We start from the raw sequence: 24,689 nt of genomic DNA on the forward strand, positions 1-24,689 counted from the left end.
CGGGCAGCCCGCTTCCGCCAGCACCATTGCTGGGCGTTTCTACCGTGGCAGCCGGCAGTGTGGGCCTGTGGGGCCCTGGGGGATGATGAAAAAAACCAGCCAGAAACTGGCTGGGACGAGGCCTTCGCGACAGGCTTGGGGCTTGGCTCAACTGGCTGCAAACGGTTGCCGCTGCGCCCACCACTGCAGCACCTGTTCGGTGGCGGCGGCGATGCTGAGCTCGGAGTTGTCCAGCATCAGCGCATCGGCGGCTGCGGCCAGCGGGGCGACCGCGCGCGTGGCATCGCGCAGGTCGCGCTCCTCAAGCTCGGCGCGAAGGTCGGCAAGTGTAGCCGTAAAGCCTTTGGAAATCAATTGCTTATGGCGGCGCTGGGCGCGTTTTTCGGCGCTGGCCGTCAAAAACACCTTCAGCGGCGCCTGGGGGAACACCACCGTGCCCATGTCGCGCCCATCGGCCACCAGGCCGGGCGCTCGCGCGGCCTGGCGCTGCCAGTCCAGCAGGGCCTGGCGCACCTCGGGCAGGGCCGAGATCAGCGAGGCGTCGCGGCTGGCGGCATCGCTGCGGATGGCGTCGCTCACGTCCTGGCCATCCAGCCAGATGCGCTCGCCCTCGAACACCAGCGCCATGGCGCGCGCCAGCGCGGCCAGGGCCTGGGCCTGGGCGGGCTCGATCGCCAGCCCGGCGCGGCGCGCGGCCAGGCCGGCGGCGCGGTACAGCGCGCCCGAGTCCAGCACGGCATAGCCCAGGCGCTGCGCCACCTGCGTCGCCAGCGTGCCCTTGCCCGAGGCGCTGGGCCCGTCGATGCAGATCACGGGCACGGCGCCGGGATGGGCCTGCACCACGCCAAACAGGGTTTCGAAATATTCGGGGAAGGTCTTGCCCACGCAGCGCGGATCCTGGATGCGCACCGGCAGGCGCGCCGGGTTGAAGGCCGCCAGCGAGAAGCACATGGCCATGCGGTGGTCGTCGTAGGTGGCGATGGTGGCCGCGCGCCACTGCCCGGCATCGGCCGGGGGCGTGATGGCGATCCAGTCCGCGCCGCTGTCCACCCGCGCGCCGAGCTTGGCCAGCTCGGCGGCCATGGCGGCGATGCGGTCGGTCTCCTTGACGCGCCAGCTGCCGATGTTGCGGATGCGCGTCGTGCCCTGCGCGTACAAGGCCATCACGGCCAGCGTCATGGCCGCGTCGGGGATGTGGTTGGCGTCGATGTCGATGGCCTGCAGCGGCCACTGGCCGCGCTGCACCTTCAGCCAGTTGGGGCCGGTCTGCACCTGCACGCCCATCTGGCGCGCGGCCTCGACAAAGCGGATGTCGCCCTGGATGGAATCGGCGCCCACGCCCTGGATGGTCAGGCTCTGGCCCTGGGCTGGGTCGCAGGCGATGCCGCCCAGCGCGATGAAGTAGCTGGCCGAGGAGGCATCGGCCTCCACATCCAGCCGCCCGGGCGATTGGTAGCGGCTGCCCGCCGCGATGGTAAAGCGCTGCCAGCCTTCGTTGGCCACGGCCACGCCAAAGCGCCGCATCAGGTTCAGCGTGATGGCGATGTAGGGCTGGGAGATCAGCTCGCCCACGACCTCGATGCAGCAATCGCGCTGCTGCGCCGCCAGCGGCAAGGCCATCAGCATGGCAGTGAGGAACTGGCTGGAGACATCGCCGCGAATGCGAATGCACAGCGGCTCCGCGCCCTGCGCCCCGGCCTGGGCCGCGCCGATGCGCAGCGGCGGATAGCCCTCGCGCCCGGCGTAGGCCACGTCCGCGCCGAGCTGGCGCAGCGCATCGACCAGATCGCCAATGGGGCGCTCTTGCATGCGCGCCACGCCGGTGAGCGTGAATTGCTGGCCCGCGCCGGCCAGCAGCGCCAGCGCGGCCGTCAGCGGCCGCATGGCTGTGCCGGCGTTGCCCAGGTGCAGCTCGGCGCGCTGCGGCAGTGCGGCGCGGCGCAACGCCGTGATGCGCAGCGCGCCCGGCGCACCTGGCGCACCTGGCGCACCTGGCGCACCTGGCGCACCTGGCGCACCTGGCGCACCTGGCGCATCTGGCGCATCTGGCGCATCTGGCGCACCTGGCGCACTTGACGGCGCATCTAGGCGCTCGATGCTGCAGCCCAGCGCCTGCAGCGCGCCGAGCATGGCCTCGGTGTCGTCCGAGTCCAGCAGGCCGTGCAGCTCGGTGCTCTGGCCCTCGCACAGCGCCGCCAGCAGCAGCGCGCGGTTGGAGATGCTCTTGGAGCCGGGCAGCGCCACGCTGCCATGCGCCGCGAGCAGCGGCGGGAGATCGAGAAACGGAATGGAGAACATGGGCTATGGGGCGCTGCTCAGGGCAGCGCCAGCAAGGCAATAAAAGGGGCAAGAGAGGCTGCGGCGCGGCACGCGCCCGGCGGCGCAGCGGCGGGCAGGCTTCAGTGCTGCTGCCACTGGCCGCGCGCGCGGCTGGCACTGGCGATGAGCTTTTCCAGCGCCTGGGCGTCCTGCGCGTGCAGCGCGCGCTGGAACTGCTGGATGCACAGCACCAGCTCGCGCAGCCGGCCGGCGACTTCGGTGCGGTTGGCCAGCAGCACGTCGCGCCAGAGCACCGGATCGCCGGCGGCGATGCGGCTGAAGTCGCGAAAGCCCGGCCCGGCCAGGCTCAGCAGCTGCTCGCTGTCGCGCTGCGACAGCAGGCTGTTGACGTAGGCAAAGGCCACCAGGTGCGGCAGGTGGCTGACGGCGGCCAGCGCGCTGTCGTGCTCCAGCGCCGACATCACCTGCACCTGCGCGCCCAGCGCCGTCCACAGCGCCTGGGCCTGCTGCACCTTGTTCAGATCGGTGGCCGGCGTGGGTGTGAGCACCACCTTGGCGCCCTGGTAGAGCGCGGCGTCGGCGTGCTCCACGCCCGAGCGCTCCTTGCCGGCGATCGGGTGCGCGGGCACGAAGTACTGGGCGTTCCAGCCCAGCAGCTTCTCGGCGGCCTGCACCACGTCCTGCTTGGTTGAGCCCAGGTCCATGGTCAGCGCGTCGGCCTGCACGAACTGGCGGATGGTCTTGAACAGCTCGGCCGTGGCCGCCACCGGCACGGCCAGCACGATCAGGTCCGAGCCGGCGCAGGCCTGCATGGCCGACTGGGCCTCGGTGTCGATGACGCCCATTTGCCGCGCGCGCGCCGTGGTCGAGGGCGACTTGCTGTAGCCGACCACGTGCCGCACGAGCTGGGCCCGCTTGAGCGCCAGCGCCAGCGAGCCGCCCATCAGCCCGCAACCGATCAGGCCAAGTTGGTTGTATGTCTTTGCCATGAAGCTCATGAGGAAAATCGGCGCAGCGCGGGCGCTGCGCGCGCTGTCAGTCCTTGACGGGGTAGGCCCCCAGCAGCTTGAAGAAGGCGCTCAGCCCGCGCAGCTCCTGCAGCGCCGCGGCCACCTCGGGCTGGCCTGGGTGGCCGTCGATGTCGATGTAGAAGTAGTACTCCCACTGGCCGGTGCGCGCCGGGCGCGATTCAAAGCGCGTCATCGACACGCCGTGCCTTTTCAGCGGCGTGAGCAGGTCGTGCACTGCGCCGGGGCGGTTGGGCACGGCGATGACCAGGCTGGTCGAGTCGCGCCCGCTGGGCTCGGGCATGGGCATGGTCTGCGGCAGGCAGATGATGCCAAAGCGGGTGCGGTTGTAGGCATCGTCCTGAATGGCCGGGGCGACGATGTGCAGACCGAATTGCGTGGCCGCGCGCTCGCTGGCCAGGCCGGCCCAGGCCTCGTTGGTGGCCGCCAGGCGCGCGCCCTCGGCGTTGCTGGAGACGGGCCTGCGCTCGGCATGGGGCAGGTGCTTGGCCAGCCAGGCGTGGCATTGCGCCAGCGCCTGCGGGTGCGCCAGCACGGCCTCGATGCCCTGGGCATCGCTGCGCAGGCGCAGCAGGTTGTGGCGCACCTGCAGGCTGACCTCGCCGACCATGTGCACCGGCGATTGCAGCAGCAAGTCCAGCGAGCGCGTGACCACGCCTTCGTTGGAGTTCTCCAGCCCGACCACGCCGTACTGCGCATTGCCCGAGAGCGTGGCGTGGAACACTTCATCGAAGCTGTTGCAATAAACGATGTCGGCCGCGCCGCCAAAGTACTGCAGCGCGGCCTGCTCGCAGAACGTGCCCTCGGGCCCGAGCACGGCCACGCGCTGGGGCGACTCCAGCGCCAGGCAGGCGGACATGATCTCGCGCCAGATGGCCGAGACGTGGCCATCCTTGAGCGGCCCGGCATTGGCCGCCTGCATCTTCTCGATCACCTGGGCCACGCGGTCGGGGCGGAAGAAGCTGCTGCCTTCCTTCTTCTTGAGCTCGCCGACCTCCTGCGCCACCCGCGCGCGCTGGTTCAGCGTCTCAAGCAGTTGGCGATCCAGCGCATCGATGCGCTGGCGCAGCGCCAGCAGCTCGGGGGTGGCAACGGGTTCGGTCATGGTCTCTGGCTCATGCAAAGGGGTGGGGGGACAAATCGGCTTGGGCGGCAGGGGCCACCCTGCATCATGCCGCGTGCTGCTCGAACTCGCGCAAATAGGCAATCAGCGCATCGACGCCGGCCTCGGGCATGGCGTTGTAGAGGCTGGCGCGCATGCCGCCCACGGAGCGGTGGCCTTTGAGCTGCAACAATCCGCGCGCCTGGGCCCCGGCGAGGAAATCGGCGTTGCGGCTTTCATCGGCCAAGAAGAACGGCGCGTTCATGCGCGAGCGCGCCGCCGGCTGCACGGGGCAGCGGTAAAAGCTGCTGGCGTCCAGAAAGTCATACAGCTTGCCGGCCTTGCGGATGTTGCGCGCCTCGATGGCGGCCAGGCCCGTCAAATCGCCTTCTTGCTGGCGCAGCACCCAGTCGAACACCAGCCCAGCAACGTAAATGCCCCAGGTGGGCGGGGTGTTGTACATGGAATCGTTCTTGGCCACGGTGGCGTAATCGAAGGCGCTGGGGCAGATGGGCAGGGCGTGGCCGATCAAATCCTCGCGCACGATGACGATGGTCAGGCCCGAAGGGCCAAGGTTTTTCTGCGCCCCGGCAAAGGCCAGGCCGACGCGGCGCCAGTCGATGGGGCGCGAGGCGATGTGCGAGGAGCAGTCGATCACCAGCGGAATGTCCGCGCCCAGCGCGGCCAGATCGGGCAGCTCGTGGAATTCCACGCCGTGGATGGTTTCGTTGCTGCAAATGTGCAGATAGGCCGCACCCTTGCTGATCTGCCAGGTGGCAGGCTCAGGAATGGCGGTAAAGCCGCCTGCTTCGCCGCTGGCGGCGCAGCGGGCGGTGGCGTATTTGGCCGCTTCCTTGAGGGATTTCTGGCTCCAGCCGCCGGTGACGACCACATCCACCACGCCGCCGCGCGAGAGGTTCAGCGGCACGAAGGCGTTTTCACCCAGGCCGCCGCCTTGCATGAACAGGATCTTGAAATGCTCGGGCACGGCCAGCAGCGTGCGCAAATCGCGCACGGCTTTTTCATAAATGGCGATGAACTCGGGGCCGCGGTGGCTCATCTCCATCACGCCCATGCCGCTGCCGTGCCAGTCGAGCATTTCGGCGGCGGCGGTGTGCAGGACTTCTTCGGGCAGCACGGCCGGGCCGGCGGAGAAGTTGTAGGGGCGTGGGGCGTTGGTGGGCATGGTCGGGGTTTAAAAAACAAACGTGGCGGCCTGCGGCGCTCAGCGCTGGCGCGGGCGGCCTTCGGGGTGGGTGAGAAATGCATTGGCGGCGGCCAGAAAGGCCGCCTTGGCTTCGACGTGGGCGCCATGGCCAGCAAAGGGCAGGCACAGCAGCCCGGCGCCCGCGATGCGCTCGCGCAGCGCCAGGGCCTCGTCCAGCGGCATGTACGGATCGCGGTCGCCGCAGGCGATCAGCACCGGCGCGCTGATCTGCCGCACCTGCTCGCCGGGGTAGCCGGTGGCCGGGTCGGTGTCCAGCCACAGCGCCCGGATGTCCTCGATCAGCGCCCCCAGATCGGGCTGGGGGTTGCCGGCCTCGTAGCGCGCCACCACGGCCGGAAAGCGCGCCTGCCAATCGGCCCGGTTCAGGCCATGCAGCAGCGGCAGCGAGGGGTCATCGGGCAGCAGCCGCCATTGCGAGCCCACCGTGACCAGGGCGCGCACGCGCTGCGGCGCATGCACGGCCAGGCGGTAGCCCACGATGCCGCCATCGCTGAAGCCCAGCACGCGGGCGCTGGCAATCTGCAATTGATCGAGCGCGGCCAGCACGTCGGCCTGGTATTGCGCGTAGCGCAGCGGCACCGCGCCCCGGCTGGAGCGGCCCTGGCCGCGCAGCTCCAGCGCAATCAGGCGCAGCTGCTGCGGCAGCTCGGGCACGATGCGGCGAAAGTCGTAGGCATCGCCCAGGCCGCCGTGCAGCAGCAACAGCGGCTCGCCGGCCGGGTCGCCGGCCTCGGCCACGAACAGCCGGGCATCGCCCACATCCACATAGCGGCTGCGGCGAGCGTCGTAAACCTCATGGGGCATGGGGTGCGCTCCTTTGCATCAGTTGGGCCATCTCGCGCGCCATGGCCGTGCCGTTGGCCTGCAGCCCGGCGATGACGCCTTGCCGGTTGGCCTCGGGCTGGTTCTGGCTGGCCTTGCATTTGCCTTGCAGGCGGGTGATGACCATTTCGATGCCGACCACGGCGCGCAGCATGGCGTCGATGTAGTCCGCTGGTGCATCGCCCACGTTCCAGGGCTGGGCCAAGGCGGCTTCTTGCTGCTGCGTCAGCGCCTGCACTTGCTGCATCAGCCACTCGGCATCGCGCACCACGCGCAGCGCGCCCCAGGCGTGCACGGCCATGTAGTTCCAGGTGGGCACAACTTTGCCGGTTTCGGCCTTGGTGGCGTACCACGCGGGGCTGACGTAAGCCTGCGGGCCTTGAAAAATCACCAGCGCCTGGGCCCCTTCAGGGTGCTCGCGCCACAGCGGGTTGGCCTTGGCGATGTGGCCGCGCAGCACGCCCAGCTCGCCCTCGTCGGCGCTCAAGTGCAAGGGAATGTGGTTGGCCTCCAGCGCGCCGCCTTCGGCCAGAGTGACCAGTGTGGCCAGCGGCTGCGCCTGCATCAAGGCGTGCAGCGCGGCAGTGTCGTTGTGCTGGAAGTGGCGCGGCTGGTACATGGCCTGAATGGGGTTGGGGGAAGGGGCGGCCTATGCGGCAAGGGCTGCCAAGGCCAGCGGCCCCGGCAGCCCTGAAAAGCGCATCAGGCGCTGCCGCCTTCAGGATCGCTGGCCTCGTCGTCGCCAGCGGCATCGGGGGCGGCATCGCCAGCATGGCCCTCTGCCGGTGGCTGGGTTGCGGCGCCTTGGTCCTCGCTTTCGCCCGCCTCGCCGCGCTCATCTCGCTCGCCGTTGGCATCGTTTTCGACGATGCGTTGCAGGCCGTTGAGCTTGGCGCCTTCGTCCAGCGCGATCAGCGTCACGCCCTGGGTGGCGCGGCCCAGTTCGCGGATTTCCGCCACGCGGGTGCGCACCAGCACGCCGGTGTCGGTGATGAGCATGATTTCGTCCTCGGGGCCAACCAGCGTGGCGGCGACGACCTTGCCGTTGCGCTCGGACTGCTGGATGGCGATCATGCCCTTGGTGCCGCGGCCGTGGCGGGTGTATTCGGCAATGGCGGTGCGTTTGCCGTAGCCGTTTTCGGTGGCGGTGAGCACGCTTTGCGCGCTGGGGTCGCCCTCGGCCTGGGCCACCAGCATGGCGATCACGCGCTGGCCTTCTTCCAGGTTCATGCCGCGCACGCCACGGGCATTGCGGCCCAGCGGGCGCACGTCGTTTTCGTCAAAGCGCACGGCCTTGCCGCCGTCGGAGAACAGCATCACGTCGTGCGCGCCATCGGTCAGCGCCGCGCCGATGAGGAAGTCGCCCTCGTCGAGCGAGACGGCGATGATGCCTTTCTTGCGCGGGTGGCTGAACTCGGCCAGCGCGGTTTTCTTCACCGTGCCCTTGGCCGTGGCCATGAAGACGTAGAGGTGCTCGGGGAAGGTGCGCGCATCGCCGGTGAGCGGCAGCACGACGGTGATTTTTTCGCCGTCTTCGAGCGGAAACATGTTGACGATGGGCCGCCCGCGCGAGCCGCGCGAGCCTTCGGGCACTTCCCAGACCTTGAGCCAGTACAGCCGCCCACGGTCGGAAAAGCACAGGATGTAGTCGTGCGTGTTGGCGATGAAGAGCTGGTCGATCCAGTCGTCCTCTTTGGTGCTGGCGGCCTGCTTGCCGCGCCCGCCGCGGCGCTGGGCGCGGTATTCGGACAGCGGCTGGCTCTTGATGTAGCCGGTGTGGCTGAGCGTGACCACCATGTCGGTGGGGGTGATGAGGTCTTCGGTGGAGAGATCCTGCGCGCTGTATTCGATCTGGCTGCGGCGCGCGCCCAGCTTGGTCTCGCCATACTCGGCTTTGATGGCGGCCAGCTCCTCGCCAATGATGGCGGCCACGCGCGCGGGCTTGGCGAGGATATCCAGCAGGTCCTCGATCTGCGCCATGACCTCTTTGTACTCGGCCACGATCTTGTCCTGCTCCAGCCCGGTCAGGCGCGCCAGGCGCATGGCCAGGATTTGCTCGGCCTGCACTTCGGAGAGGCGGTACAGCCCATCGCGCCCCAGGCCGTACTGGCGGCCCAGCGATTCGGGGCGGTAGTCGTCGGCGTTGACCACGCTGCCGTCCTCGCGCGCGCGGGTGAGCATTTGCTTGACGATCTGGCTGTCCCAGCTGCGCGCCATCAGCTCGGCCTTGGCCACCGGCGGCGTGGGCGATTCGCGGATGATGCGGATGAACTCGTCGATGTTGGCCAGCGCCACGGCCAGGCCTTCGAGCACGTGGCCGCGTTCGCGCGCCTTGCGCAATTCAAAAATCGTGCGGCGCGTGACGACTTCGCGGCGGTGCTCCAGAAAGACTTGCAGCAAATCCTTGAGGTTGCACAGGCGCGGCTGGCCGTCGATCAGCGCGACCATGTTCACGCCGAAGGTGTCCTGCAACTGGGTTTGCTTGTAGAGGTTGTTGAGCACCACCTCGGCGACCTCGCCGCGCTTGAGCTCGATCACCAGGCGCATGCCGGATTTGTCCGACTCGTCCTGAATGTGGCTGATGCCTTCGAGCTTTTTCTCGTGCACCAGCTCGGCCATGCGCTCCTGCAAGGTCTTTTTGTTCACCTGGTAGGGCAGCTCATCGACGATGATGGCCTGGCGCTGGCCGCGGTCGATGTCCTCGAAATGCACCTTGGCGCGCATCACCACCCGCCCGCGCCCGGTGCGGTAGCCATCGCGCACACCATTCATGCCGTAGATGATGCCGCCGGTGGGGAAGTCCGGCGCGGGCATGAATTCCATCAGCTCGTCGATGTCCGCCTCCGGCTTGTGCAGCAGGTGCAGGCAGGCGTTGATGGTCTCCGACAGGTTGTGCGGCGGGATGTTGGTGGCCATGCCCACGGCAATGCCGCCCGAGCCGTTGACCAGCAAATTGGGAAAACGCGCCGGCAGCACCAGCGGCTCCTGCTCCGAGCCGTCGTAATTCGGGCCGAAATCCACGGTTTCCTTGTCGATGTCGGCCAGCAGCTCATGCGCGATCTTGGTCAGGCGCACCTCGGTGTAACGCATGGCCGCGGCGTTGTCTCCATCGACCGAGCCGAAGTTGCCCTGCCCGTCCACCAGCATGTGGCGCAGCGAAAACGGCTGGGCCATGCGCACGATGGTGTCGTACACCGCGCTGTCGCCGTGCGGGTGGTACTTACCGATCACATCGCCCACGATGCGGGCCGATTTCTTGTAGGGCTTGTTCCAGTCGTTGCCCAGCTCGCGCATGGCATACAGCGCCCGGCGATGCACCGGCTTGAGGCCATCGCGCGCATCGGGCAGCGCCCGCCCCACGATCACGCTCATGGCGTAATCCAGGTAGCTGCGGCGCATCTCCTCTTCCAGGCTGATGGGCAGGGTTTCTTTGGCAAATTCGGTCATGACACCCCAGCAAGTACACAAGATAAGAAACAGCCGGCTATTGTAGCCCTGCACCCAATGTTGCAGCCTAGCAACACAGCAGCCGAGTTTGCGCCCTTGTGCCGCGCCACAGGGCATTAACAGTGGCAAGCGCGCAATGCGCTATGGCACAATCGGCCCCAGCGTTCTTGGTGCAAGCACCGAAAACGTTCTTTTTTCGCAGCGAGGCTGCGGCCCTTTCCCCCAAGAGGAGAACTATGAAGAAACTCAACAAAGTGGCGGTTTTGTTTGCCTCTGCTGCACTCGCAACAGCCGCCGCACACGCACAGACCACCCTGGCCAACGGCTCCCAAGTTCGCGTGCAAGCTGCCGATGGCGGCAACGTGATCGACAACTGGCAAAACGGCAGCGGCGAGCTGATCTGGGTCAACGGCACCAACGAATTGTGCTGGCGCAATGCTTTCTGGACGCCCGCCACCGCCGCTCTGGGCTGCGATGGCGCCCTGGTTGCCAAGGCTCCGGAACCTGCTCCGCAAACGCCTCCCCCGCCTCCGCCTGCTCCTGAGCCCCAGTGGATCAAGGAAACCTTCGCTGCTGACGCGTTCTTCGACTTCGACAAGTCCACGCTCAAGCCCGAAGGCCGCGCCAAGCTCGACGAGCTGGCCCGCCGCGTGCAGTCCGAAAACTTCCGCCTGGAAGTCATCGTTGCTGCCGGCCACACCGACTCCATCGGCTCCGACAAGTACAACCAAGGTCTGTCCGAGCGCCGCGCTGCCACTGTCAAGGCCTACCTGGTCAACAAGGGCATCGACGCCAACCGCATCTACGCCGAAGGCAAGGGCGAGAAGCAGCCTGTGGCCACCAACAAGACCCGCGAAGGCCGCGCACAGAACCGTCGCGTGGAAATCGAAGTGGTCGGCACCGCACTGGAGCAGCGCGTGCGCTGATCCCGGCCCCGCCGCCATTCAAAAGCCCCTGCATGCCCAGCCTGCAGGGGCTTTTTTGCGCCCTGCCCCGCTGCCCTCCTCTGGGAACAGCCCCCTTTCTTGAGTCGCTTTTCGCAGCACTGCTTGCGGGCATAATCGCCGCATGGACTCCACCCCCTTCCCAGACAACGCCGACGCGGGCGAGCTGAAAAAATTCTCCGACCTGGCCCACAAATGGTGGGACCCTGACGGCGAATTCCGCCCGCTGCACGCCATCAACCCATTGCGCCTGGACTGGATCGTGCAAACCGCAGGCAGTCTGCAAGGCCGGGCCATCGTCGACGTCGGCTGCGGCGGCGGCATCCTGGCCGATGCCATGGCGCGCGCTGGCGCCGCGCGGGTGCTGGGCATTGATCTGGCCGACAAATCTCTGAGCGTGGCACGCCTGCACGCGCTGGAGGCCCAAACCCCCAACATCGAATACCGCGCCATCAGCGCCGAAGCCCTGGCAGCCGAGCAGCCCGCACAGTTCGACGTGGTCACCTGCATGGAAATGCTCGAGCACGTGCCCGACCCTGCCGCCATCGTGCAGGCCTGCGCCGACATGGCCAAGCCCGGCGGCTGGCTGTTCTTCTCCACCATCAACCGCAACGCCAAATCCTGGCTGTTTGCCATCCTCGGCGCCGAATACATCCTGCGCCTGCTGCCGCGCGGCACCCATTCGCACGCCAAGTTCATCACCCCTGCCGAGCTGAGCAGTTGGCTGCGCCGCAGCGATTTGGATCTACAGGCCAGCAAGGGGCTGCAATACAACCCCTTGACCGGCCGCTACTGGCTCAGCGACAACACCGACGTCAACTACATGCTGGCAGCACGCAAGCCAGGCTGATGGCAGGCCCGCCCTCGCCGACCAAGGGCCTGTTCAAAGTCTGAGCGCGAGCAAGCAGAAAGTGGCTTGGGATGGACGCAAGGCGCACAGCACAGTCGAGCCCGCCCTCACGGTTTGCGTGCGCCGCATCGCCCCATCCGCTTTCCCGCCAATTGCCATGCGCCGAGACTTTGAGGGTGCAGGTCTCTTGCGCACACCAGCCAATACAGCACCACAGCCATGCCATTTCCCACGCAGCTTGCCATGCGCCGAATCCTGACCTGCTTGAGTCTGTGCTATTTCACCGTGATGTTGGGCACGGCAATCTTCGGCGTCACCGAGAGCTACACCGGCCTGCCCTGGTGGGACAGCTGGCATGCCATCAACGGCTTCTATCTGCACGCCGCCACTGGCGATCTCAGCGCCTGGCTGGAGCATGGCAATGAGCACCGCTTCGTGCTCTCTCGGCTGCTGTACTGGGTCGAGATGCATTTCTTCGGCAGCTTCCAGTTTCTGCTGCTGTGCAACTTCCTGCTGATTGGCTGCCTGATCGCACTGTTTTGGCAGCTGTTCAAGTCACCGCTCATTGCCGAGCGCCCCATCCTCTCCAAGAAGGCCTGGCTGCTGTTGCTCTGCGCCACGCTGTTTTCCTGGGTACAGGCCGAGAACTTGACTTGGGAGCTCGTCAGCCACGTCTACCAGGCCTTTGCGGTGCCGCTGGCTGCTTTTCTTTGTCTGGCGCGCTATCTGCAATCGGCGCGCGCTGGCTGGTTTTGGCTGGCCGCCTTGCTGGGGGCGGCAGCCACGCTGACCATGGCCAATGGCATTCTGGCCCTGCCGCTCATGGCATTGTGGCTGCTGCTCAGCCGCCGCCCCAGGGCAGCGCTGGCGCTGGGCATACTGGGCGCTGTCACCACAGGCCTGTATTTCTACGGCTTTGAGAACACACCGCCGCACCCCAACGGCATGCGCGCCAATCTGCTTGAGCACCCACTGGAGCTGCTGCAGTTCATACTCATTTATTTTGGCAGCCCGGTGCGCTACATCAGCAACCTCAGCCCCTGGGCATCCAGCGCAGCACTGGCCATCGGCCTGCTGTTTGCCGTGCTGACGCTGTGGGCCCTGTGGCATGAAATGCGCCATTTCGGCGTGGGCGCCTCCAATGCCTTGCACTGGGCGCTGTTGATGTTCATCGTCTACATCGGCGGCTCGGCCTTTGCCTCTGCACTGGGCCGACTGGGCTATGGCCTCGTCGCCGCCATGGCCTCACGCTATACCACATCGACCCTGCTGGCCTGGATCGCACTGCTGCTCTGGATGTATGCACGCCTGCCCGCCAGATTCTCCTCCCCATGGCCGATGCGCAGCACTGCATTGGTGATCTACGTCATCTCATTGGCCGTGCTGCTGCCCTACCAGTTCCGCGCCATCACCTCCCCCGATTTGGCCACAATGCGCCGAGAACGCGAACGCGCCGCACTGGCCATGGCGCTGGGCATCCGCGATGCCCAGGCCATTTCGTTCATCCACTTCTCTGCCGAGTACGGCATTGAGCAATCACAAAGGTACATCGCCCACGGCCTTGGCGTGCACGGCCAGCCGCCTTACGCATTACTGGCCAAACACCAGCAATGGCAAACACCTTTGCCCCCGCCAGAGTCTCGCTGCAGCGCCAGTACCATCGAACTCCAAGCGGTTGCGCAAACGGCGTATTGGCGCATCAATGGCCAGCTTCAGGACATGCCCCACGCTCGCCGCACCAGCCATACCCCGCGCCTGATCCACATCCAGCAAGATGGCCGCATTGTTGGATATGCCCTGCTGCCGCGCCCCACATTCAGCCAAACATTGATGTCACCCTCCACATCGACCCCATTCTTCGGCTATCTGCGCGCCCAGGCGCTGGATCACCCAACAAAGACGGTTCAACTCGTGCTGGACGAAACCTGCAGCGCCAACGCCGCCCTGCCGGCAGTGACCACCCCATAACGCACCCGCCCCAACACCCGCCATGCCACCGCTGCGCCACCCAGACATTCGCGCCGTCTTGTTCGATCTCGACGGCACCCTGATCGACAGCGCCGTTGAACTGGCCCAGGCTCTGAACCAGATGCGCGCCCGACGCGGGCTGCCCGCCCTGCCCGTGCAGCGCTATCGCCCCCACGTGGGCAGCGGCGCGCGCGGGCTGCTGCCCATCGGCCTGGACACAGGCCCTGCACACACCGCATTCGAAGCGCTGCGCGATGAATTCTTCGACACCTACGCCGAGTGCCTGGGCGCAGGCACCCAGCCTTTCGAAGGCGTCGCGCCCATGCTGCAGCGGCTGCAGGCGCGCGGCATCCGCTGGGGCATCGTCACCAACAAAATCGAGCGCTTTGCGCGCCCCATCGTCGCCCAGACCCCGGCGCTGGCGCACTGCGCCGCGCTCGTGGCCGGCGACACCACCGCCCACACCAAGCCCCACCCCGAGCCCCTGCTGGAAGCCGCCCGGCGCTTGGCCATCGCACCGGCGCGCTGCATCTACGTCGGCGACGACCCGCGCGACATGCAAGCCGGCCGCAGCGCCGGCATGGGCACCATCGCCGCCCTGTACGGCTACATCGCCCCAGGCGAAGACCCCGCGCAATGGGCCGCCGACCACAGCATCCAGGCACCGATGGAACTTCTGCAAAAACTGGGAATCGACTAGAATCGCTTTTTCTTCGGGGCTGTCCTGGTTTCGACGTGGGTACGGATCTGGAGTGGCGCATGCCGAGCTTGAGTCACGCTCGTAAATCTCGATTCACTAAACTAACTGCAAACGACGATCGTTTCGCACTCGCCGCCTAAATCCGGCGAGACTTGCAACAGCACGCTGATGGGCTGGGCCAAAACCGCAAGGTGATGGCTGCAAGTGAATTCACATCAGCTGGCCGCATGCCGGGCATCTTGGCATGTGGCGAGATCCAAGGATGCTGGCCTGATCGATAGCGTGTGGCTGCGCGATCGACCCGGCGAGATCAAAACAGACCACTAAGCATGTAGAACTGCCCGGCAAAGGCTTGCGGACGCGGGTTCAACTCCCGCCAGCTCCACCAATACCTTGTACAAAGGCCGCCAGGAAAGACCACCTGGCGGCCTTTTTCATTGGCAAATCAAGGCATTACACAGCAGGGAAGTACAAGGAAGAACATTGACAGCCAGAGCAAGACCGGGGAACATATCGGGGAACAAAAGCCATTTTTGCCCCGGCCACCGGGGAACAAGATACCGGGGAACGCTCATACTGACCGATGCCAAATGCCGAAATGCCGCGTGCCCGCCAGACAAAAAGCGGGCGCGTCTGACCGATGGCGGGGGCCTGTACCTGGAGGTGTCCCCAGCGGGCAGCAAGCGATGGTTCATGAAGCTGTACGCTGGCGGCAAGGAAACCCGGCTGGCGCTGGGCAGCTATCCCTCTGTGAGCCTTGCCGATGCCCGCAAGGCCCGTGATGCGGCCAGGCTGCAAAAGGCCGAGGGCATCGACCCCATTCAGACCCGCAAGGCGCAAAAGCTCAAGGCATGCAACCCGGCAGGCGATACCTTACAGGCCGTGGCCATGGAGTGGTTCGAGAAACAAGAAGCCCAATGGAGCCCAGCCCACGCCACACGGGCCAAGCGCCAACTTGAGCGTGACCTGTTCCCCTGGCTGGGTGGGCGCAGGCTGGCCGCTGGCGCAAAGGTGCTGCAGCGCACGCGAGCCTGATGGTTTGACAGCCTCGCCTTACCCGACGGAGGACAACCGGGACACCCTGACTTCACGTTCTTACGCCGTGCCGCAGCAGCCCAAGACTTGAGCGCGGCAGCGATCAACCTGTTTTTGTGGACAGTATTTCAGAGCGCCTTGACCCGGTCGTGTAAGGCGTGGACGAGCAACGCCCGGGCACTGGCGTTCTGCGAAACGCTCACCGTGCGACCGACTGCATCCTGCAGAAGAGAGGCCCCGAGCTCGATGCCCTGAGCCCGGTAGTCGACAGTCTGCCGGGCCAGAGCCAGCACAGGAACAGAGGCGGGCATGTTACGTCGCACGTTGCAGGTAGCCGCCTGCTGTGAAACCGCACCTGCAGCTATTGTGTAGGCGCTGTTACAGCACAAGACTTGGTGCGCTTTGCATCGCGATCTTGGCCTGTTGCTTGAACAACAGCATCTGATTGACAGGCGATTGCAGCAGCTCCTGTAGCTTGGGCCTGTATTCCATGAACACCTGCCCCCCCTGATGCCCCAGGGTGCCGGCCACCATCTCGCGGTTGAGCTGGTTCATCAGGCCGCGATAGCTGCCCAGCATCTGCTCGTACTTCTGGCTACCGCTCCACAAAATGGACTGCGCCTGCGCGGGCTTGCCAATGCGTGCGGCCAGCAGATGCTCGGCATGCAATGCGCCGGGCAGGATGTCCACCAGCATATGGATAAAGTCCAGCATCAGCTTGAAGTGTTTGCTCTCGCTGCGCTCCCTTGCGCAGGTCTTCACATAACCGGCAATGTTGTCCACCAGCGATGCAATGTGGTTGCGCTTGCCGCCAAGATGCGCCAACAAGGGGCTGGCCACATCACGGATTTCAGCTGCCATGGCGCGATCTTCCAGCAGACTGCGCGCGTACTCCACATAGCCCATGTAGTCGCTAATCTTGTCCATGTAGAACACCAGACTCTGCTCATGCTGGGTCTGTGCGATTTCATCGACCGTGTCCTGAATCGCATCCAGCTTGCGGCCCAGGTACTGGGTCTGCACCACAATGGCGCCGACGATCACCACGCTGCTCAGCACTTGTGTGGCCATCAGCACGTTTTGCATACTCTGCACCGCCTGAGCCACATTCTGCGTAGCTGACGCTACCGTCTGCAGCTGCTCCATGAGCTGCTTGGCGTTGTCCACTGAGTGCTCGGTGAACTTCAGGTGCTGAATAATGCCCGTCTTGCCACTGCCTTCAGCCCAGTATGCCACGCCGTCATAGATCACCGCCTGGTCCTTTTGCATGGCCTCCAGCAAGGTGGCGCCGATGGAGCCTTCATCCAAGACCCAGATCTTGGTGACCAAATCTGTCAGGTTCGTAATCAAAACAAGTCCCTCTCCAAATACTTCTTGCGCATGTAGGCAATCTGAATCACCGCTGGCATGGTCACACGGTACGCTGCGCCAGAGAGCATGGGCACCGTCAGCGCCACGCCAAGCACCACGGCCAAAGGGCCAGCAAAAGCAGTTGCACCCAAACGCGTACCAATGAATTGCGCAGCCACAGGCCCCGCAAAGCGGGCTGCCGAGCCTGCACCCAGCGAAGCCAGCATGGCCCCTGCCACATATTCGTACAGCAGCATGGCAATCGCGCCCCCCGACGCCAGCGCCAAACGCGCAGGCGACAGGCCGCTGACCTCCTTCCAGCGCTCGATCAGATGGAACTTCTCCAAAAACTCCGCCCGCTGGGCTTCATCCATCTTGTCCCAGGCCTTGTTGGCCAGAAACTCGATGAGCTTTTCTTCCTTTTGCACGATTTCTTTGTCTTCGACGCCCATCTTCACGCCTACGCGCTCGCACACGTCGGACAGAATTTCCTCGTACAGCACACCCGTGCCGCGGAAAAGATTGACCACCGAGTCGCCACCATACAACTGCAGCTCACCGGCCACTATCTGCCAGCTCTTGACCCACTTTTGCGGATCATCCCGGTGCTTGGCAAAGCCCTCATCGGTCAGGATGCTGCTGGTGTGACGCATCGCGCCATCGGTGTCATAAATCAGAATCTGCGCCAGATTGGACACATCATCGTTGTCGCACATGGCCAGAAACTTCAGGCCGGGGTCTTCGCGGTATTTGATTGCCATGCAGGCCTTCTTCCTTTCTCAAAAAACAAAAGCGTTGTTGCATCACCAGCTTGAAACGAGTTGCTCCAATCCACAGCCTCCAACCGGAACTATGCGGCTTATCGGTTCGACCCGCTCAGGCAACAATAAAAACTGCGAAATGTTAAAATTGTAACATATCAAATCTTTGGATTTCCGAAAAGACTGCCCTGTTGTAATGCAACTTCTTGTCCAAGACTATGACCCCATGACAACATTGTTCCTGGCAGAAGCCAAGCTCAGTGTTCGATGAACACCCTGTGGTCGCCTCCGCAATCAGCACATCGGCCGCGATGCCCAGGCTATTGGGAAGCCGTCGGCTCATAGGCTTGCATCAGTGGAGGTTTGGTTCCAATTCGGGGGCTGATGCAACGGCAGGCTGGCTCAAAAGATGATTTACACGATGCAAAACAGTCATTTGAAAATGGCAAGCGCCTTCAAGAGCAATGCTGTTCTAAAGAGCCTCATACACAGGCGCGTTTTTGGTATCGGGTTGTGCACCCATCAAAACAGCCGTGACCCTGTGGCTCAAACCCTGCTGGTTCAGCAACGCCTGCGTCATGCGTGCCTCTGGCCGCAGTTGCTTTTATCGTGCCCCCATATGTGCAACGTATCCGTTTTAGAGTGTTGCACTTCTGGTTTGAGATCGCCCGCATATTGATTGGTGAACAAGCCGCCTTTACTATCGACCGCCTTTAGCGCAGCGCAAAGTGCTGCTCCAATCCAGCCGAAATAACAGCAGCGTCAGCATCGGAAATGACGCCCGTATCTGAAACACCAGAAACAAGCCGCACACCCGTGATGCCCGTGATGCCAGTGACAAAATCCTGTGTGTTGACGCCATCGCCTGCCCAGCCGGTCAAATTCAACAAGGAGCGTGTCATGACTCAAGAAATCAACGATTTTTCCCGCCGTATTCTGGACAAGATCCTGGCAAGCGCCCAACAGCACGATGTCGCCATCATCGGCATCGTGGACGACCAAACCACCGAAGCGCGACGGCAAACTGACCTGCTGCGGGCGTTCCTGGAGCGCCGCCGCTACGGCGTGAAGGTGCTCACCCTTCACTGGCCATCACCGCAGACCCATTTTGTAGTGAGCAATATCGGCAGGCAGGATGACTTTCGCCTGACTTTGGCGCGGCTTGGCCGCCATTTTGGCGCCCGTTGGGTGCTCATCATTCCCGAGGGGGGCGAAGGCATCCACACCTTGCGGACCGATGAAAGACGTTATGGCTGGGTCAAGCCCATCGAAAACGGCAGGATCATCCAATACTTTTGCCGCATCAACAAAAGCAGCCGTCCGCCGGACGTTGCCAGCTTGGCCGAAGTCATGCCGATCATGGACGGCATCGGCACCAGCATGGGCAAACTCGGGCTTGATGCCTCATTAAGAGGCTTGGAAAAAACCCTGGCCAAAATCGAAGCGCCGCCGGAAAGACCTGGGCAATCTCCGAGCCATCATCTGCAGGGTGAGCAGGCCTCGCTGCATGAGGCGGCTTGATTCCATCATTGCCTGTGATCTGCATGATGCCCACATGTCGCCCCCTGAACGATCTGTGTGTAATCGGCGCCATGAAGCTGATCGGCCCCAGCCATCGAGCAGATCGACTTCGCGCTGCGCCGCCGCTTCCGTTGACCACGGCGCCTGTTTGTGCCAAGGCGCTGATCGGTGCCGCCAAAATCCAGGTAACGTGATCTGAACAATTCATCGCGGCCCACTGCTTGGCGCGCAGTACGAGATCGGGCAAACACCGACCTGCTCGGCCGACGTGGCCGTATTCCTGTGTAATTTCCCCTCAGCGCGAGGCTACGCAACTGGGCACGAATTTCGAACCCGCAGCGCCAGAGATGCGCACAAAAAAAGCCAAGTGAGCAATCACTTGGCTTTGTATTTGGCGGAGACGGAGGGATTCGAACCCTCGATGCAGCTCATCACCGCATACTCCCTTAGCAGGGGAGCACCTTCGGCCTCTCGGTCACGTCTCCGCAAAGCGTGCGATTATGCCTGATTTTTTCGCTTGCTTTGGCAAGTTGCGCGGTTTTGTCTTACTTTTCGTCGTTGCGCTTGGGCACGTCAATGCTGACCTCGCCGTCCAGGCCGAAGGCTGTGTGCAGGCTGCGCACGGCCAGCTCGACGTATTTTTCGTCGATGACCACCGAGGTCTTGATTTCCGAGGTCGAGATCATCTGGATGTTGATGCCTTCCTGGCTGAGGGCGCGGAACATGGTGCTGGCCACGCCGGCGTGGCTTTTCATGCCGATGCCCACGATGCTGACCTTGCTGATTTGCTTGTTGCCGTCGAGGCTGGCGCCCTGATCCAGGTTGGGCAGCACTTTTTCGTTGAGCACCTTGACGGCGCGGTCGTAGTCGGCGCGGCTGACGGTGAAGCTGAAGTCGGTCTTGCCGTCTTTGCTGAGGTTCTGGATGATGACGTCGACCTCGATGCCGGCCTCGGCCACGGCCCCGAGGATGGCATAGGCGATGCCGGGCGTGTCGGGCACGCCCAGCACCGAGATCTTGGCTTCGTCGCGGGTGAAGGCAATGCCTGAAACGACTGCTTTTTCCATTTTTTCGTCCTCTTCGAAAGTGATCAGTGTGCCCGAGGCGGCTTCCTCTGCCAGGTCGATGTCCCAGGGGGTGAAGCTCGAGAGCACGCGCAGCGGCACGCGGTATTTGCCGGCGAATTCCACGGAGCGGATTTGCAGCACCTTGGAGCCCAGGCTGGCCAGTTCGAGCATTTCCTCAAAGCTGATGGTCTTCAGCCGCTGGGCGTTGGGCACAACGCGCGGATCGGTGGTGTAGACGCCATCGACGTCGGTGTAGATCAGGCACTCATCGGCCTTGATGGCAGCGGCAATGGCCACGGCGGAGGTGTCCGAGCCGCCCCGCCCCAGAGTAGTGATGTGGCCTTGCTCGTCGATGCCCTGAAAGCCCGTGACGATGACCACCCGGCCGGCATCGAGCTCCTTGCGGATGCGCGTGCTTTCGATGGACTCGATGCGCGCCTTCATGTAGGCGCTGTTGGTGCGCACCGGCACTTGCCAGCCGGTGAAGCTGATGGCTGGCTGGCCTTCGGCCTGCAGGGCGATGGCCAGCAGCGCGGAGGAGGCCTGCTCGCCCGTGGCGGCCAGCGCGTCGAGCTCGCGGCAGGTCTGCGCGCTGCGCTCGGCCGGCTCGAGCTCGGCGGCCAGGGCCAGCAGGCGGTTGGTCTCGCCGCTCATGGCGCTGGGCACGACGACCACTTGGTGGCCGGCCCTCACCCATTTGACGATGCGCTTGGCCACGTTGCGGATGCGCTCGGTGGTCCCCATCGAGGTGCCGCCGTATTTATGAACAATCAGTGCCATCTTCGTACATGAATGAAATGCGGTGCCGCGCGCTGCTGCGCCGCTGCACCGTGGGCGCTTTGCCCTGCGACAGGGCGCCGCGCAAAGCCGGCTATTCTATCCACAGCAGGTGCTGCCCCTGGCGCTGCACGCGGCCGCGCCCCAGCCGCAGGTCGATGGCATGGCCGCGCGTGGTGCAGGCCATGATCTGGCGCTGCAGCTCTTGCAGCTGCGCAGCGCTGGCCACGGTGGCGTGGCTGTGCCACAGCCAGTGGCGCAGCGCATTGGCCTGGCGCGCGGCGCTCAGTTGCTGCAGGGCGCCGATGGCCGGCGGCGCGCCCATGTGCCGCAGGTCTTGCTCGGCCAGTTCCTGCAGGATTTGCTGGGCCTGCGCCGCGTGGGCGCTGCTGCGCGCAAAGGTCTGGCGAAAGCCCGGGAAGGCCTGCTCCAGCACGGGCAGCAGTTGCTGGCGGATGCGGTTGCGGGTGTAGCGCACATCGGTGTTGCTGGGGTCATCGACCCAGCCCTGCCCCTGGGCCTGCAGCCATTGGCGCAGTTGCGCGCCAGGCACGGCCAGCAGCGGCCGGTGCCAGTGCAGGCCCTGGCGCTGCCAGCTGGTAGGCATGGCCGCCAGGCCGGGCAAGCCGGCGCCGCGGCTTAAGGCCAGCAGCAGGGTTTCGACCTGGTCGTCGGCGTGGTGCGCCAGTGCGATGTCCGGCTGTTGGGGCCAGCCTTGCTGCAGGCGCAGCGCCGCCGCGCCGCGCGCCAATGCGGCATAGCGCGCCTGACGCGCGGCGTCTTCGGGGCTTTGGCCGCTGCCGGGGCGTGCGTCGCAATGCTCGATCTGCAGGGCGATGCCGTGCTGCGCGCAAAAGTCGCGGCAAAAGCTGGCAAAGTCGTCGGCGGCCTGTTGCAGGCCGTGATGCACGTGGATGGCCGCCACTTGCTGGGGCCAGCGCCGCCAGCAGGCCAGCAGCAAGGCGGTGGAGTCGGCCCCGCCGCTGAAGGCCACGGCCAGCGGCAGCCTGGGGGTAAAGTGCGCCAGGGCCTGCTCGAATGCCTGTGTGTTCTGTACTGCTTGTACCGCTTGTACTGCCGGCGCTGCTGCGGCGGCATCGGCAGCATTGGCGGCCGGGCCTGCCCTGTGCGGCGATGGCTTGGCGCTATGCCCCATCCAATTGCTCACCCAAGCCCCATGGCCGGGCTTCAGCGCCGGGTTTTGACGGCCGTTTCGTTGAACTTGCCGTAGTTCATGATGCGCTGGTAGCGGCGCTCCAGCAGGGCCTTGAGCGGCAGCTCGCGCAACGTGCCCAATGCGGCCAGCAGCTCGCGCTTGAGCTGGTAGGCCATTTGCTTGTGGTCGCGGTGCGCTCCGCCGGCCGGCTCGTCGACCACGGTGTCGATCAACCCCAGGCCCTGCAGGCGCGGCGCGGTGATGCCTAGCGCCTGCGCGGCTTCTTCGGCCTTCTCGCCAGTCTTCCACAGGATGGAGGCGCAGCCCTCGGGGCTGATGACCGAGTAGACCGAGTACTGCAGCATGATGACGCTGTCGGCCACGCTGATGGCCAGCGCGCCGCCGGAGCCACCCTCGCCGATGATGGTGCTGATGATGGGCGTTTGCAGCTGGGCCATCTCGAAGATGTTGCGGCCAATGGCCTCGGACTGGTTGCGTTCCTCGGCGTCGATGCCGGGGTAGGCGCCCGGGGTGTCAACGAAGGTGAAGACGGGCAGGCGGAATTTCTCGGCCAGCTGCATCAGCCGCAGCGCCTTGCGGTAGCCCTCGGGCTTGGTCATGCCGAAGTTGCGGCGCGCGCGCTCCTTGGTGTCGCGGCCCTTTTGATGGCCCAGCACCACGCAGGGCTGCTCGTCCAGGCGCGCCAAGCCGCCGACGATGGAGGCGTCCTCGGCAAAGTGGCGGTCGCCGTGCAGCTCGGTGAAGTCGGTGAAGATCTCGCGCACGTAGTCCAGCGTGTAGGGCCGGTCGGGGTGGCGCGCGACCTTGGTGGTCTGCCAGGGCGAGAGGTTCTTGAAGATGTCGCGCGTGAGCTGCTGGCTCTTGCGGGTCAGCTGCTCGATTTCGCTGCTGAGGTTGACCGATTCATTGCCTTCGTGCAGCAGGCGCAGCTCGTCGATGCGCTGCTCCAGATCGGCAATGGGTTGTTCGAAGTCGAGGTAGTTCTTCTTGGCCATGGTCGAGAAAAGGCGAGTGCGGGCAATGCCAAGGCGCAGGGCCACGCCCCGGCCTGGCAAGGCCAGCGCACACTGCTGGGGGCGCGCTGGCAAAGGCGTTCAATTGTAGGGCGCGGTTGTGTTGGGTGCGGCAGGGTGCGCGCATCAGGGCGCGGCTTTTTCCCAGGTCGTGCCCTGGGGCGAATCCTTGAGCACGATGCCCTGGGCCAGCAGTTGATCGCGCAACGCGTCGGCGCGGGCGAAGTCGCGCGCGGCCTTGGCTGCGGCGCGCTCGGCGATCAGAGCCTCGATGGCGGCCGCGTCCACGTCATCGACGCCGCCTTGCAGGAACTGCTGCGGTGGCCGTTGCAAAATGCCCAGCACGCCGCCCAGGGCCTGCAGCAGGCCGGCCAGCTGCGCGTCCTGGCTGCGGTTGACCTCGCCGGCCAGCTCAAACAGCACGGCCACGGCCTCGGGCGTGCCAAAGTCCTCATCCATCGCCGCCTTGAAGCGCGCGGCCAGCGGCTGCGCCCAGTCGATTTGCACCGCAGCCGGCGGCACGGCATCCAGCGCGGTGTACAGGCGCTTGAGGGCGGCGCGCGCGTCTTTCAGGTGCGCATCGCTGTAGTTCAGCGGGCTGCGGTAGTGGCTGCGCAGGATGAAGAAGCGGATGGTTTCGGCGTCGAAGGCCTTGAGCACGTCGCGGATGGTGAAGAAATTGCCCAGGCTTTTGGACATTTTCTCGTTGTCCACATTGATGAAGCCGTTGTGCATCCAGACGTTGGCCAGTGGCTTGCCGTGCGCGCCTTCGCTTTGCGCGATTTCGTTTTCGTGGTGGGGGAAGGCCAGATCGGCCCCGCCGCCGTGGATGTCGAAATGCTCGCCCAGCAGCGCGCAGCCCATGGCCGAGCATTCGATGTGCCAGCCGGGGCGGCCCGGGCCGAAGGGGCTGTCCCACTTGGCCTGCTCGGGCTCCTCGGGCTTGGCGCTTTTCCAAAGCACGAAGTCCAGCGGGTCTTGCTTGCCATCGAGCACGGCCACGCGCTCGCCCGCGCGCAGCTCCTCGATGGATTTGCCCGAGAGCTTGCCGTAGCCGGGGAATTTGCGCACGGAGTAGTTCACATCGCCGCTGCCGCTGCGGTAGGCCAGGCCCTTGGCCTCCAGCGCGCCGATGAGGCTGAGCATTTGCGGCACGTAATCGGTGGCGCGCGGCTCGTGCGTGGGGCGCTCGATGCCCAGGGCGTCGGCGTCCTCATTGAGCGCGGCGATCATGCGGTCGGTCAGGCTGCGGATGGTTTCGCCGTTTTCGGCGGCGCGACGGATGATTTTGTCGTCGATGTCGGTGATGTTGCGCACATAGGTGACGCGATAACCACTGGCCTTGAGCCAGCGCTGCACCACGTCAAACGCCACCATGGAGCGCGCATGGCCCAGGTGGCAATAGTCGTACACCGTCATGCCGCAAACGTACATGCGCACATGGCCGGGCTCCAGCGGCGTGAAGTCGCCCACGGCGCGCGTGAGCGTGTTGTAAATGCGAAGACCCATGGCAGAAACCATCCTGTCGAACCAGGGCACCTGGCGCGCCGCGACCGGCCCGGCAGGCACTGCCCTCGTCAATGGCAAAAGGCGCGATTATCCGGGGTTTTGCCGCAGGC

Annotated in this window: 20 protein-coding genes, 1 tRNA gene and 1 other RNA gene; 7 read left to right on the forward strand and 15 right to left on the reverse strand. The window is 65.1% G+C overall.

The window, feature by feature from the left end; all coding sequences use genetic code 11:
* Window positions 1-147: 147 nt before the first annotated feature.
* The 7 genes from CK625_RS09440 to gyrA form a co-directional block, all read right to left on the reverse strand.
* Window positions 148-2,298: a bifunctional 3-phosphoshikimate 1-carboxyvinyltransferase/cytidylate kinase gene (locus tag CK625_RS09440; protein ID WP_238945610.1), complete on the reverse strand. Its 2,151-nt coding sequence runs from the start codon at window positions 2,296-2,298 to the stop codon at window positions 148-150.
* Window positions 2,299-2,399: 101 nt separating this feature from the next.
* Window positions 2,400-3,269: a prephenate dehydrogenase gene (locus CK625_RS09445; RefSeq protein ID WP_095540159.1), complete on the reverse strand. Its 870-nt coding sequence runs from the start codon at window positions 3,267-3,269 to the stop codon at window positions 2,400-2,402.
* A gap of 46 nt (window positions 3,270-3,315) precedes the next feature.
* The gene (gene pheA / locus CK625_RS09450; RefSeq protein WP_095540075.1) at window positions 3,316-4,413 is read right to left on the reverse strand and encodes a prephenate dehydratase; all 1,098 of its coding nucleotides are present in this window, start codon (window positions 4,411-4,413) and stop codon (window positions 3,316-3,318) included.
* A gap of 64 nt (window positions 4,414-4,477) precedes the next feature.
* A complete protein-coding gene (serC, locus tag CK625_RS09455; RefSeq protein WP_095540076.1) occupies window positions 4,478-5,596 on the reverse strand; it encodes a 3-phosphoserine/phosphohydroxythreonine transaminase in 1,119 nt (372 codons plus the stop codon).
* 39 nt (window positions 5,597-5,635) lie between these two features.
* Window positions 5,636-6,442, reverse strand: coding sequence for an alpha/beta fold hydrolase (locus tag CK625_RS09460; RefSeq protein WP_095540077.1), 807 nt, complete (start codon window positions 6,440-6,442; stop codon window positions 5,636-5,638).
* Window positions 6,432-7,079 (reverse strand): FMN-binding negative transcriptional regulator, encoded by a 648-nt coding sequence (locus CK625_RS09465; protein WP_095540078.1) that lies wholly within the window; start codon window positions 7,077-7,079, stop codon window positions 6,432-6,434. Before CK625_RS09465 ends, CK625_RS09460 begins: the two co-directional genes overlap by 11 nt.
* A gap of 83 nt (window positions 7,080-7,162) precedes the next feature.
* Window positions 7,163-9,907 (reverse strand): DNA gyrase subunit A, encoded by a 2,745-nt coding sequence (gyrA, locus tag CK625_RS09470; protein ID WP_095540079.1) that lies wholly within the window; start codon window positions 9,905-9,907, stop codon window positions 7,163-7,165.
* A gap of 236 nt (window positions 9,908-10,143) precedes the next feature.
* Between gyrA and ompA the strand changes: the two genes are divergently transcribed.
* From ompA to CK625_RS09500, 6 genes are all read left to right on the forward strand, one after another.
* The gene (gene ompA, locus CK625_RS09475) at window positions 10,144-10,833 is read left to right on the forward strand and encodes an outer membrane protein OmpA (RefSeq protein WP_095540080.1); all 690 of its coding nucleotides are present in this window, start codon (window positions 10,144-10,146) and stop codon (window positions 10,831-10,833) included.
* Between the two features lie 142 nt (window positions 10,834-10,975).
* On the forward strand, window positions 10,976-11,701 hold the full coding sequence (ubiG, locus tag CK625_RS09480; protein WP_095540081.1) for a bifunctional 2-polyprenyl-6-hydroxyphenol methylase/3-demethylubiquinol 3-O-methyltransferase UbiG: 726 nt from the start codon (window positions 10,976-10,978) through the stop codon (window positions 11,699-11,701).
* 243 nt (window positions 11,702-11,944) lie between these two features.
* Window positions 11,945-13,669: a hypothetical protein gene (locus CK625_RS09485; RefSeq protein ID WP_143326249.1), complete on the forward strand. Its 1,725-nt coding sequence runs from the start codon at window positions 11,945-11,947 to the stop codon at window positions 13,667-13,669.
* Between the two features lie 22 nt (window positions 13,670-13,691).
* Window positions 13,692-14,369: a phosphoglycolate phosphatase gene (gene gph / locus CK625_RS09490; RefSeq protein ID WP_095540083.1), complete on the forward strand. Its 678-nt coding sequence runs from the start codon at window positions 13,692-13,694 to the stop codon at window positions 14,367-14,369.
* A gap of 15 nt (window positions 14,370-14,384) precedes the next feature.
* Window positions 14,385-14,757, forward strand: a transfer-messenger RNA (tmRNA) gene (ssrA, locus tag CK625_RS09495).
* A gap of 95 nt (window positions 14,758-14,852) precedes the next feature.
* A complete protein-coding gene (locus CK625_RS09500) occupies window positions 14,853-15,404 on the forward strand; it encodes a tyrosine-type recombinase/integrase (RefSeq protein ID WP_238945611.1) in 552 nt (183 codons plus the stop codon).
* Between the two features lie 378 nt (window positions 15,405-15,782).
* Here CK625_RS09500 and CK625_RS09510 read toward each other — a convergent pair whose 3' ends face one another.
* The 3 genes from CK625_RS09510 to CK625_RS13740 all read right to left on the reverse strand — a co-directional run bounded on the left by CK625_RS09510 (window position 15,783) and on the right by CK625_RS13740 (window position 18,417).
* Window positions 15,783-16,754: a hypothetical protein gene (locus tag CK625_RS09510; protein WP_143326250.1), complete on the reverse strand. Its 972-nt coding sequence runs from the start codon at window positions 16,752-16,754 to the stop codon at window positions 15,783-15,785.
* Window positions 16,751-17,515 (reverse strand): DUF3944 domain-containing protein, encoded by a 765-nt coding sequence (locus tag CK625_RS09515; RefSeq protein WP_095540085.1) that lies wholly within the window; start codon window positions 17,513-17,515, stop codon window positions 16,751-16,753. Before CK625_RS09515 ends, CK625_RS09510 begins: the two co-directional genes overlap by 4 nt.
* 713 nt (window positions 17,516-18,228) lie before the next feature.
* The gene (locus tag CK625_RS13740; protein ID WP_143326251.1) at window positions 18,229-18,417 is read right to left on the reverse strand and encodes a hypothetical protein; all 189 of its coding nucleotides are present in this window, start codon (window positions 18,415-18,417) and stop codon (window positions 18,229-18,231) included.
* On the opposite strand from CK625_RS13740, the gene CK625_RS09520 reads away from it, so the two are divergent.
* On the forward strand, window positions 18,416-19,036 hold the full coding sequence (locus tag CK625_RS09520) for a hypothetical protein (protein ID WP_143326252.1): 621 nt from the start codon (window positions 18,416-18,418) through the stop codon (window positions 19,034-19,036). The two genes, CK625_RS13740 and CK625_RS09520, sit on opposite strands and share 2 nt — an antisense overlap.
* Before the next feature lie 392 nt (window positions 19,037-19,428).
* Here CK625_RS09520 and CK625_RS09525 read toward each other — a convergent pair.
* The 5 genes from CK625_RS09525 to cysS all read right to left on the reverse strand — a co-directional run bounded on the left by CK625_RS09525 (window position 19,429) and on the right by cysS (window position 24,579).
* Window positions 19,429-19,521: transfer RNA gene (locus CK625_RS09525), tRNA-Ser, on the reverse strand.
* 60 nt (window positions 19,522-19,581) lie between these two features.
* The gene (locus CK625_RS09530) at window positions 19,582-20,883 is read right to left on the reverse strand and encodes an aspartate kinase (protein WP_095540087.1); all 1,302 of its coding nucleotides are present in this window, start codon (window positions 20,881-20,883) and stop codon (window positions 19,582-19,584) included.
* 91 nt (window positions 20,884-20,974) lie between these two features.
* Window positions 20,975-22,048 (reverse strand): tRNA lysidine(34) synthetase TilS, encoded by a 1,074-nt coding sequence (gene tilS / locus CK625_RS09535; protein ID WP_238945612.1) that lies wholly within the window; start codon window positions 22,046-22,048, stop codon window positions 20,975-20,977.
* A 20-nt stretch (window positions 22,049-22,068) separates the two neighbouring features.
* Window positions 22,069-23,052: an acetyl-CoA carboxylase carboxyltransferase subunit alpha gene (locus tag CK625_RS09540; protein WP_095540089.1), complete on the reverse strand. Its 984-nt coding sequence runs from the start codon at window positions 23,050-23,052 to the stop codon at window positions 22,069-22,071.
* A 144-nt stretch (window positions 23,053-23,196) separates the two neighbouring features.
* On the reverse strand, window positions 23,197-24,579 hold the full coding sequence (gene cysS, locus CK625_RS09545) for a cysteine--tRNA ligase (RefSeq protein ID WP_095540161.1): 1,383 nt from the start codon (window positions 24,577-24,579) through the stop codon (window positions 23,197-23,199).
* Between the last annotated feature and the right edge of the window lie 110 nt (window positions 24,580-24,689).

The sequence above is a fragment of the Vandammella animalimorsus genome, from assembly GCF_002285265.1.
Taxonomy (GTDB): Bacteria; Pseudomonadota; Gammaproteobacteria; order Burkholderiales; family Burkholderiaceae_C; genus Lampropedia.

Excerpts from the sequence above, each read along its gene's own strand:
- CK625_RS09440 (WP_238945610.1), bottom strand. The coding sequence starts at position 2,298 with ATGTTCTCCATTCCGTTTCTCGATCTCCCGCCGCTGCTCGCGGCGCAT.
- CK625_RS09445 (WP_095540159.1), bottom strand. The coding sequence starts at position 3,269 with ATGGCAAAGACATACAACCAACTTGGCCTGATCGGTTGCGGGCTGATG.
- pheA (WP_095540075.1), bottom strand. The coding sequence starts at position 4,413 with ATGACCGAACCCGTTGCCACCCCCGAGCTGCTGGCGCTGCGCCAGCGC.
- serC (WP_095540076.1), bottom strand. The coding sequence starts at position 5,596 with ATGCCCACCAACGCCCCACGCCCCTACAACTTCTCCGCCGGCCCGGCC.
- CK625_RS09460 (WP_095540077.1), bottom strand. The coding sequence starts at position 6,442 with ATGCCCCATGAGGTTTACGACGCTCGCCGCAGCCGCTATGTGGATGTG.
- CK625_RS09465 (WP_095540078.1), bottom strand. The coding sequence starts at position 7,079 with ATGTACCAGCCGCGCCACTTCCAGCACAACGACACTGCCGCGCTGCAC.
- gyrA (WP_095540079.1), bottom strand. The coding sequence starts at position 9,907 with ATGACCGAATTTGCCAAAGAAACCCTGCCCATCAGCCTGGAAGAGGAG.
- ompA (WP_095540080.1), top strand. The coding sequence starts at position 10,144 with ATGAAGAAACTCAACAAAGTGGCGGTTTTGTTTGCCTCTGCTGCACTC.
- ubiG (WP_095540081.1), top strand. The coding sequence starts at position 10,976 with ATGGACTCCACCCCCTTCCCAGACAACGCCGACGCGGGCGAGCTGAAA.
- CK625_RS09485 (WP_143326249.1), top strand. The coding sequence starts at position 11,945 with ATGCGCCGAATCCTGACCTGCTTGAGTCTGTGCTATTTCACCGTGATG.
- gph (WP_095540083.1), top strand. The coding sequence starts at position 13,692 with ATGCCACCGCTGCGCCACCCAGACATTCGCGCCGTCTTGTTCGATCTC.
- CK625_RS09515 (WP_095540085.1), bottom strand. The coding sequence starts at position 17,515 with ATGGCAATCAAATACCGCGAAGACCCCGGCCTGAAGTTTCTGGCCATG.
- CK625_RS09520 (WP_143326252.1), top strand. The coding sequence starts at position 18,416 with ATGACTCAAGAAATCAACGATTTTTCCCGCCGTATTCTGGACAAGATC.
- CK625_RS13740 (WP_143326251.1), bottom strand. The coding sequence starts at position 18,417 with ATGACACGCTCCTTGTTGAATTTGACCGGCTGGGCAGGCGATGGCGTC.
- CK625_RS09530 (WP_095540087.1), bottom strand. The coding sequence starts at position 20,883 with ATGGCACTGATTGTTCATAAATACGGCGGCACCTCGATGGGGACCACC.
- CK625_RS09540 (WP_095540089.1), bottom strand. The coding sequence starts at position 23,052 with ATGGCCAAGAAGAACTACCTCGACTTCGAACAACCCATTGCCGATCTG.
- cysS (WP_095540161.1), bottom strand. The coding sequence starts at position 24,579 with ATGGGTCTTCGCATTTACAACACGCTCACGCGCGCCGTGGGCGACTTC.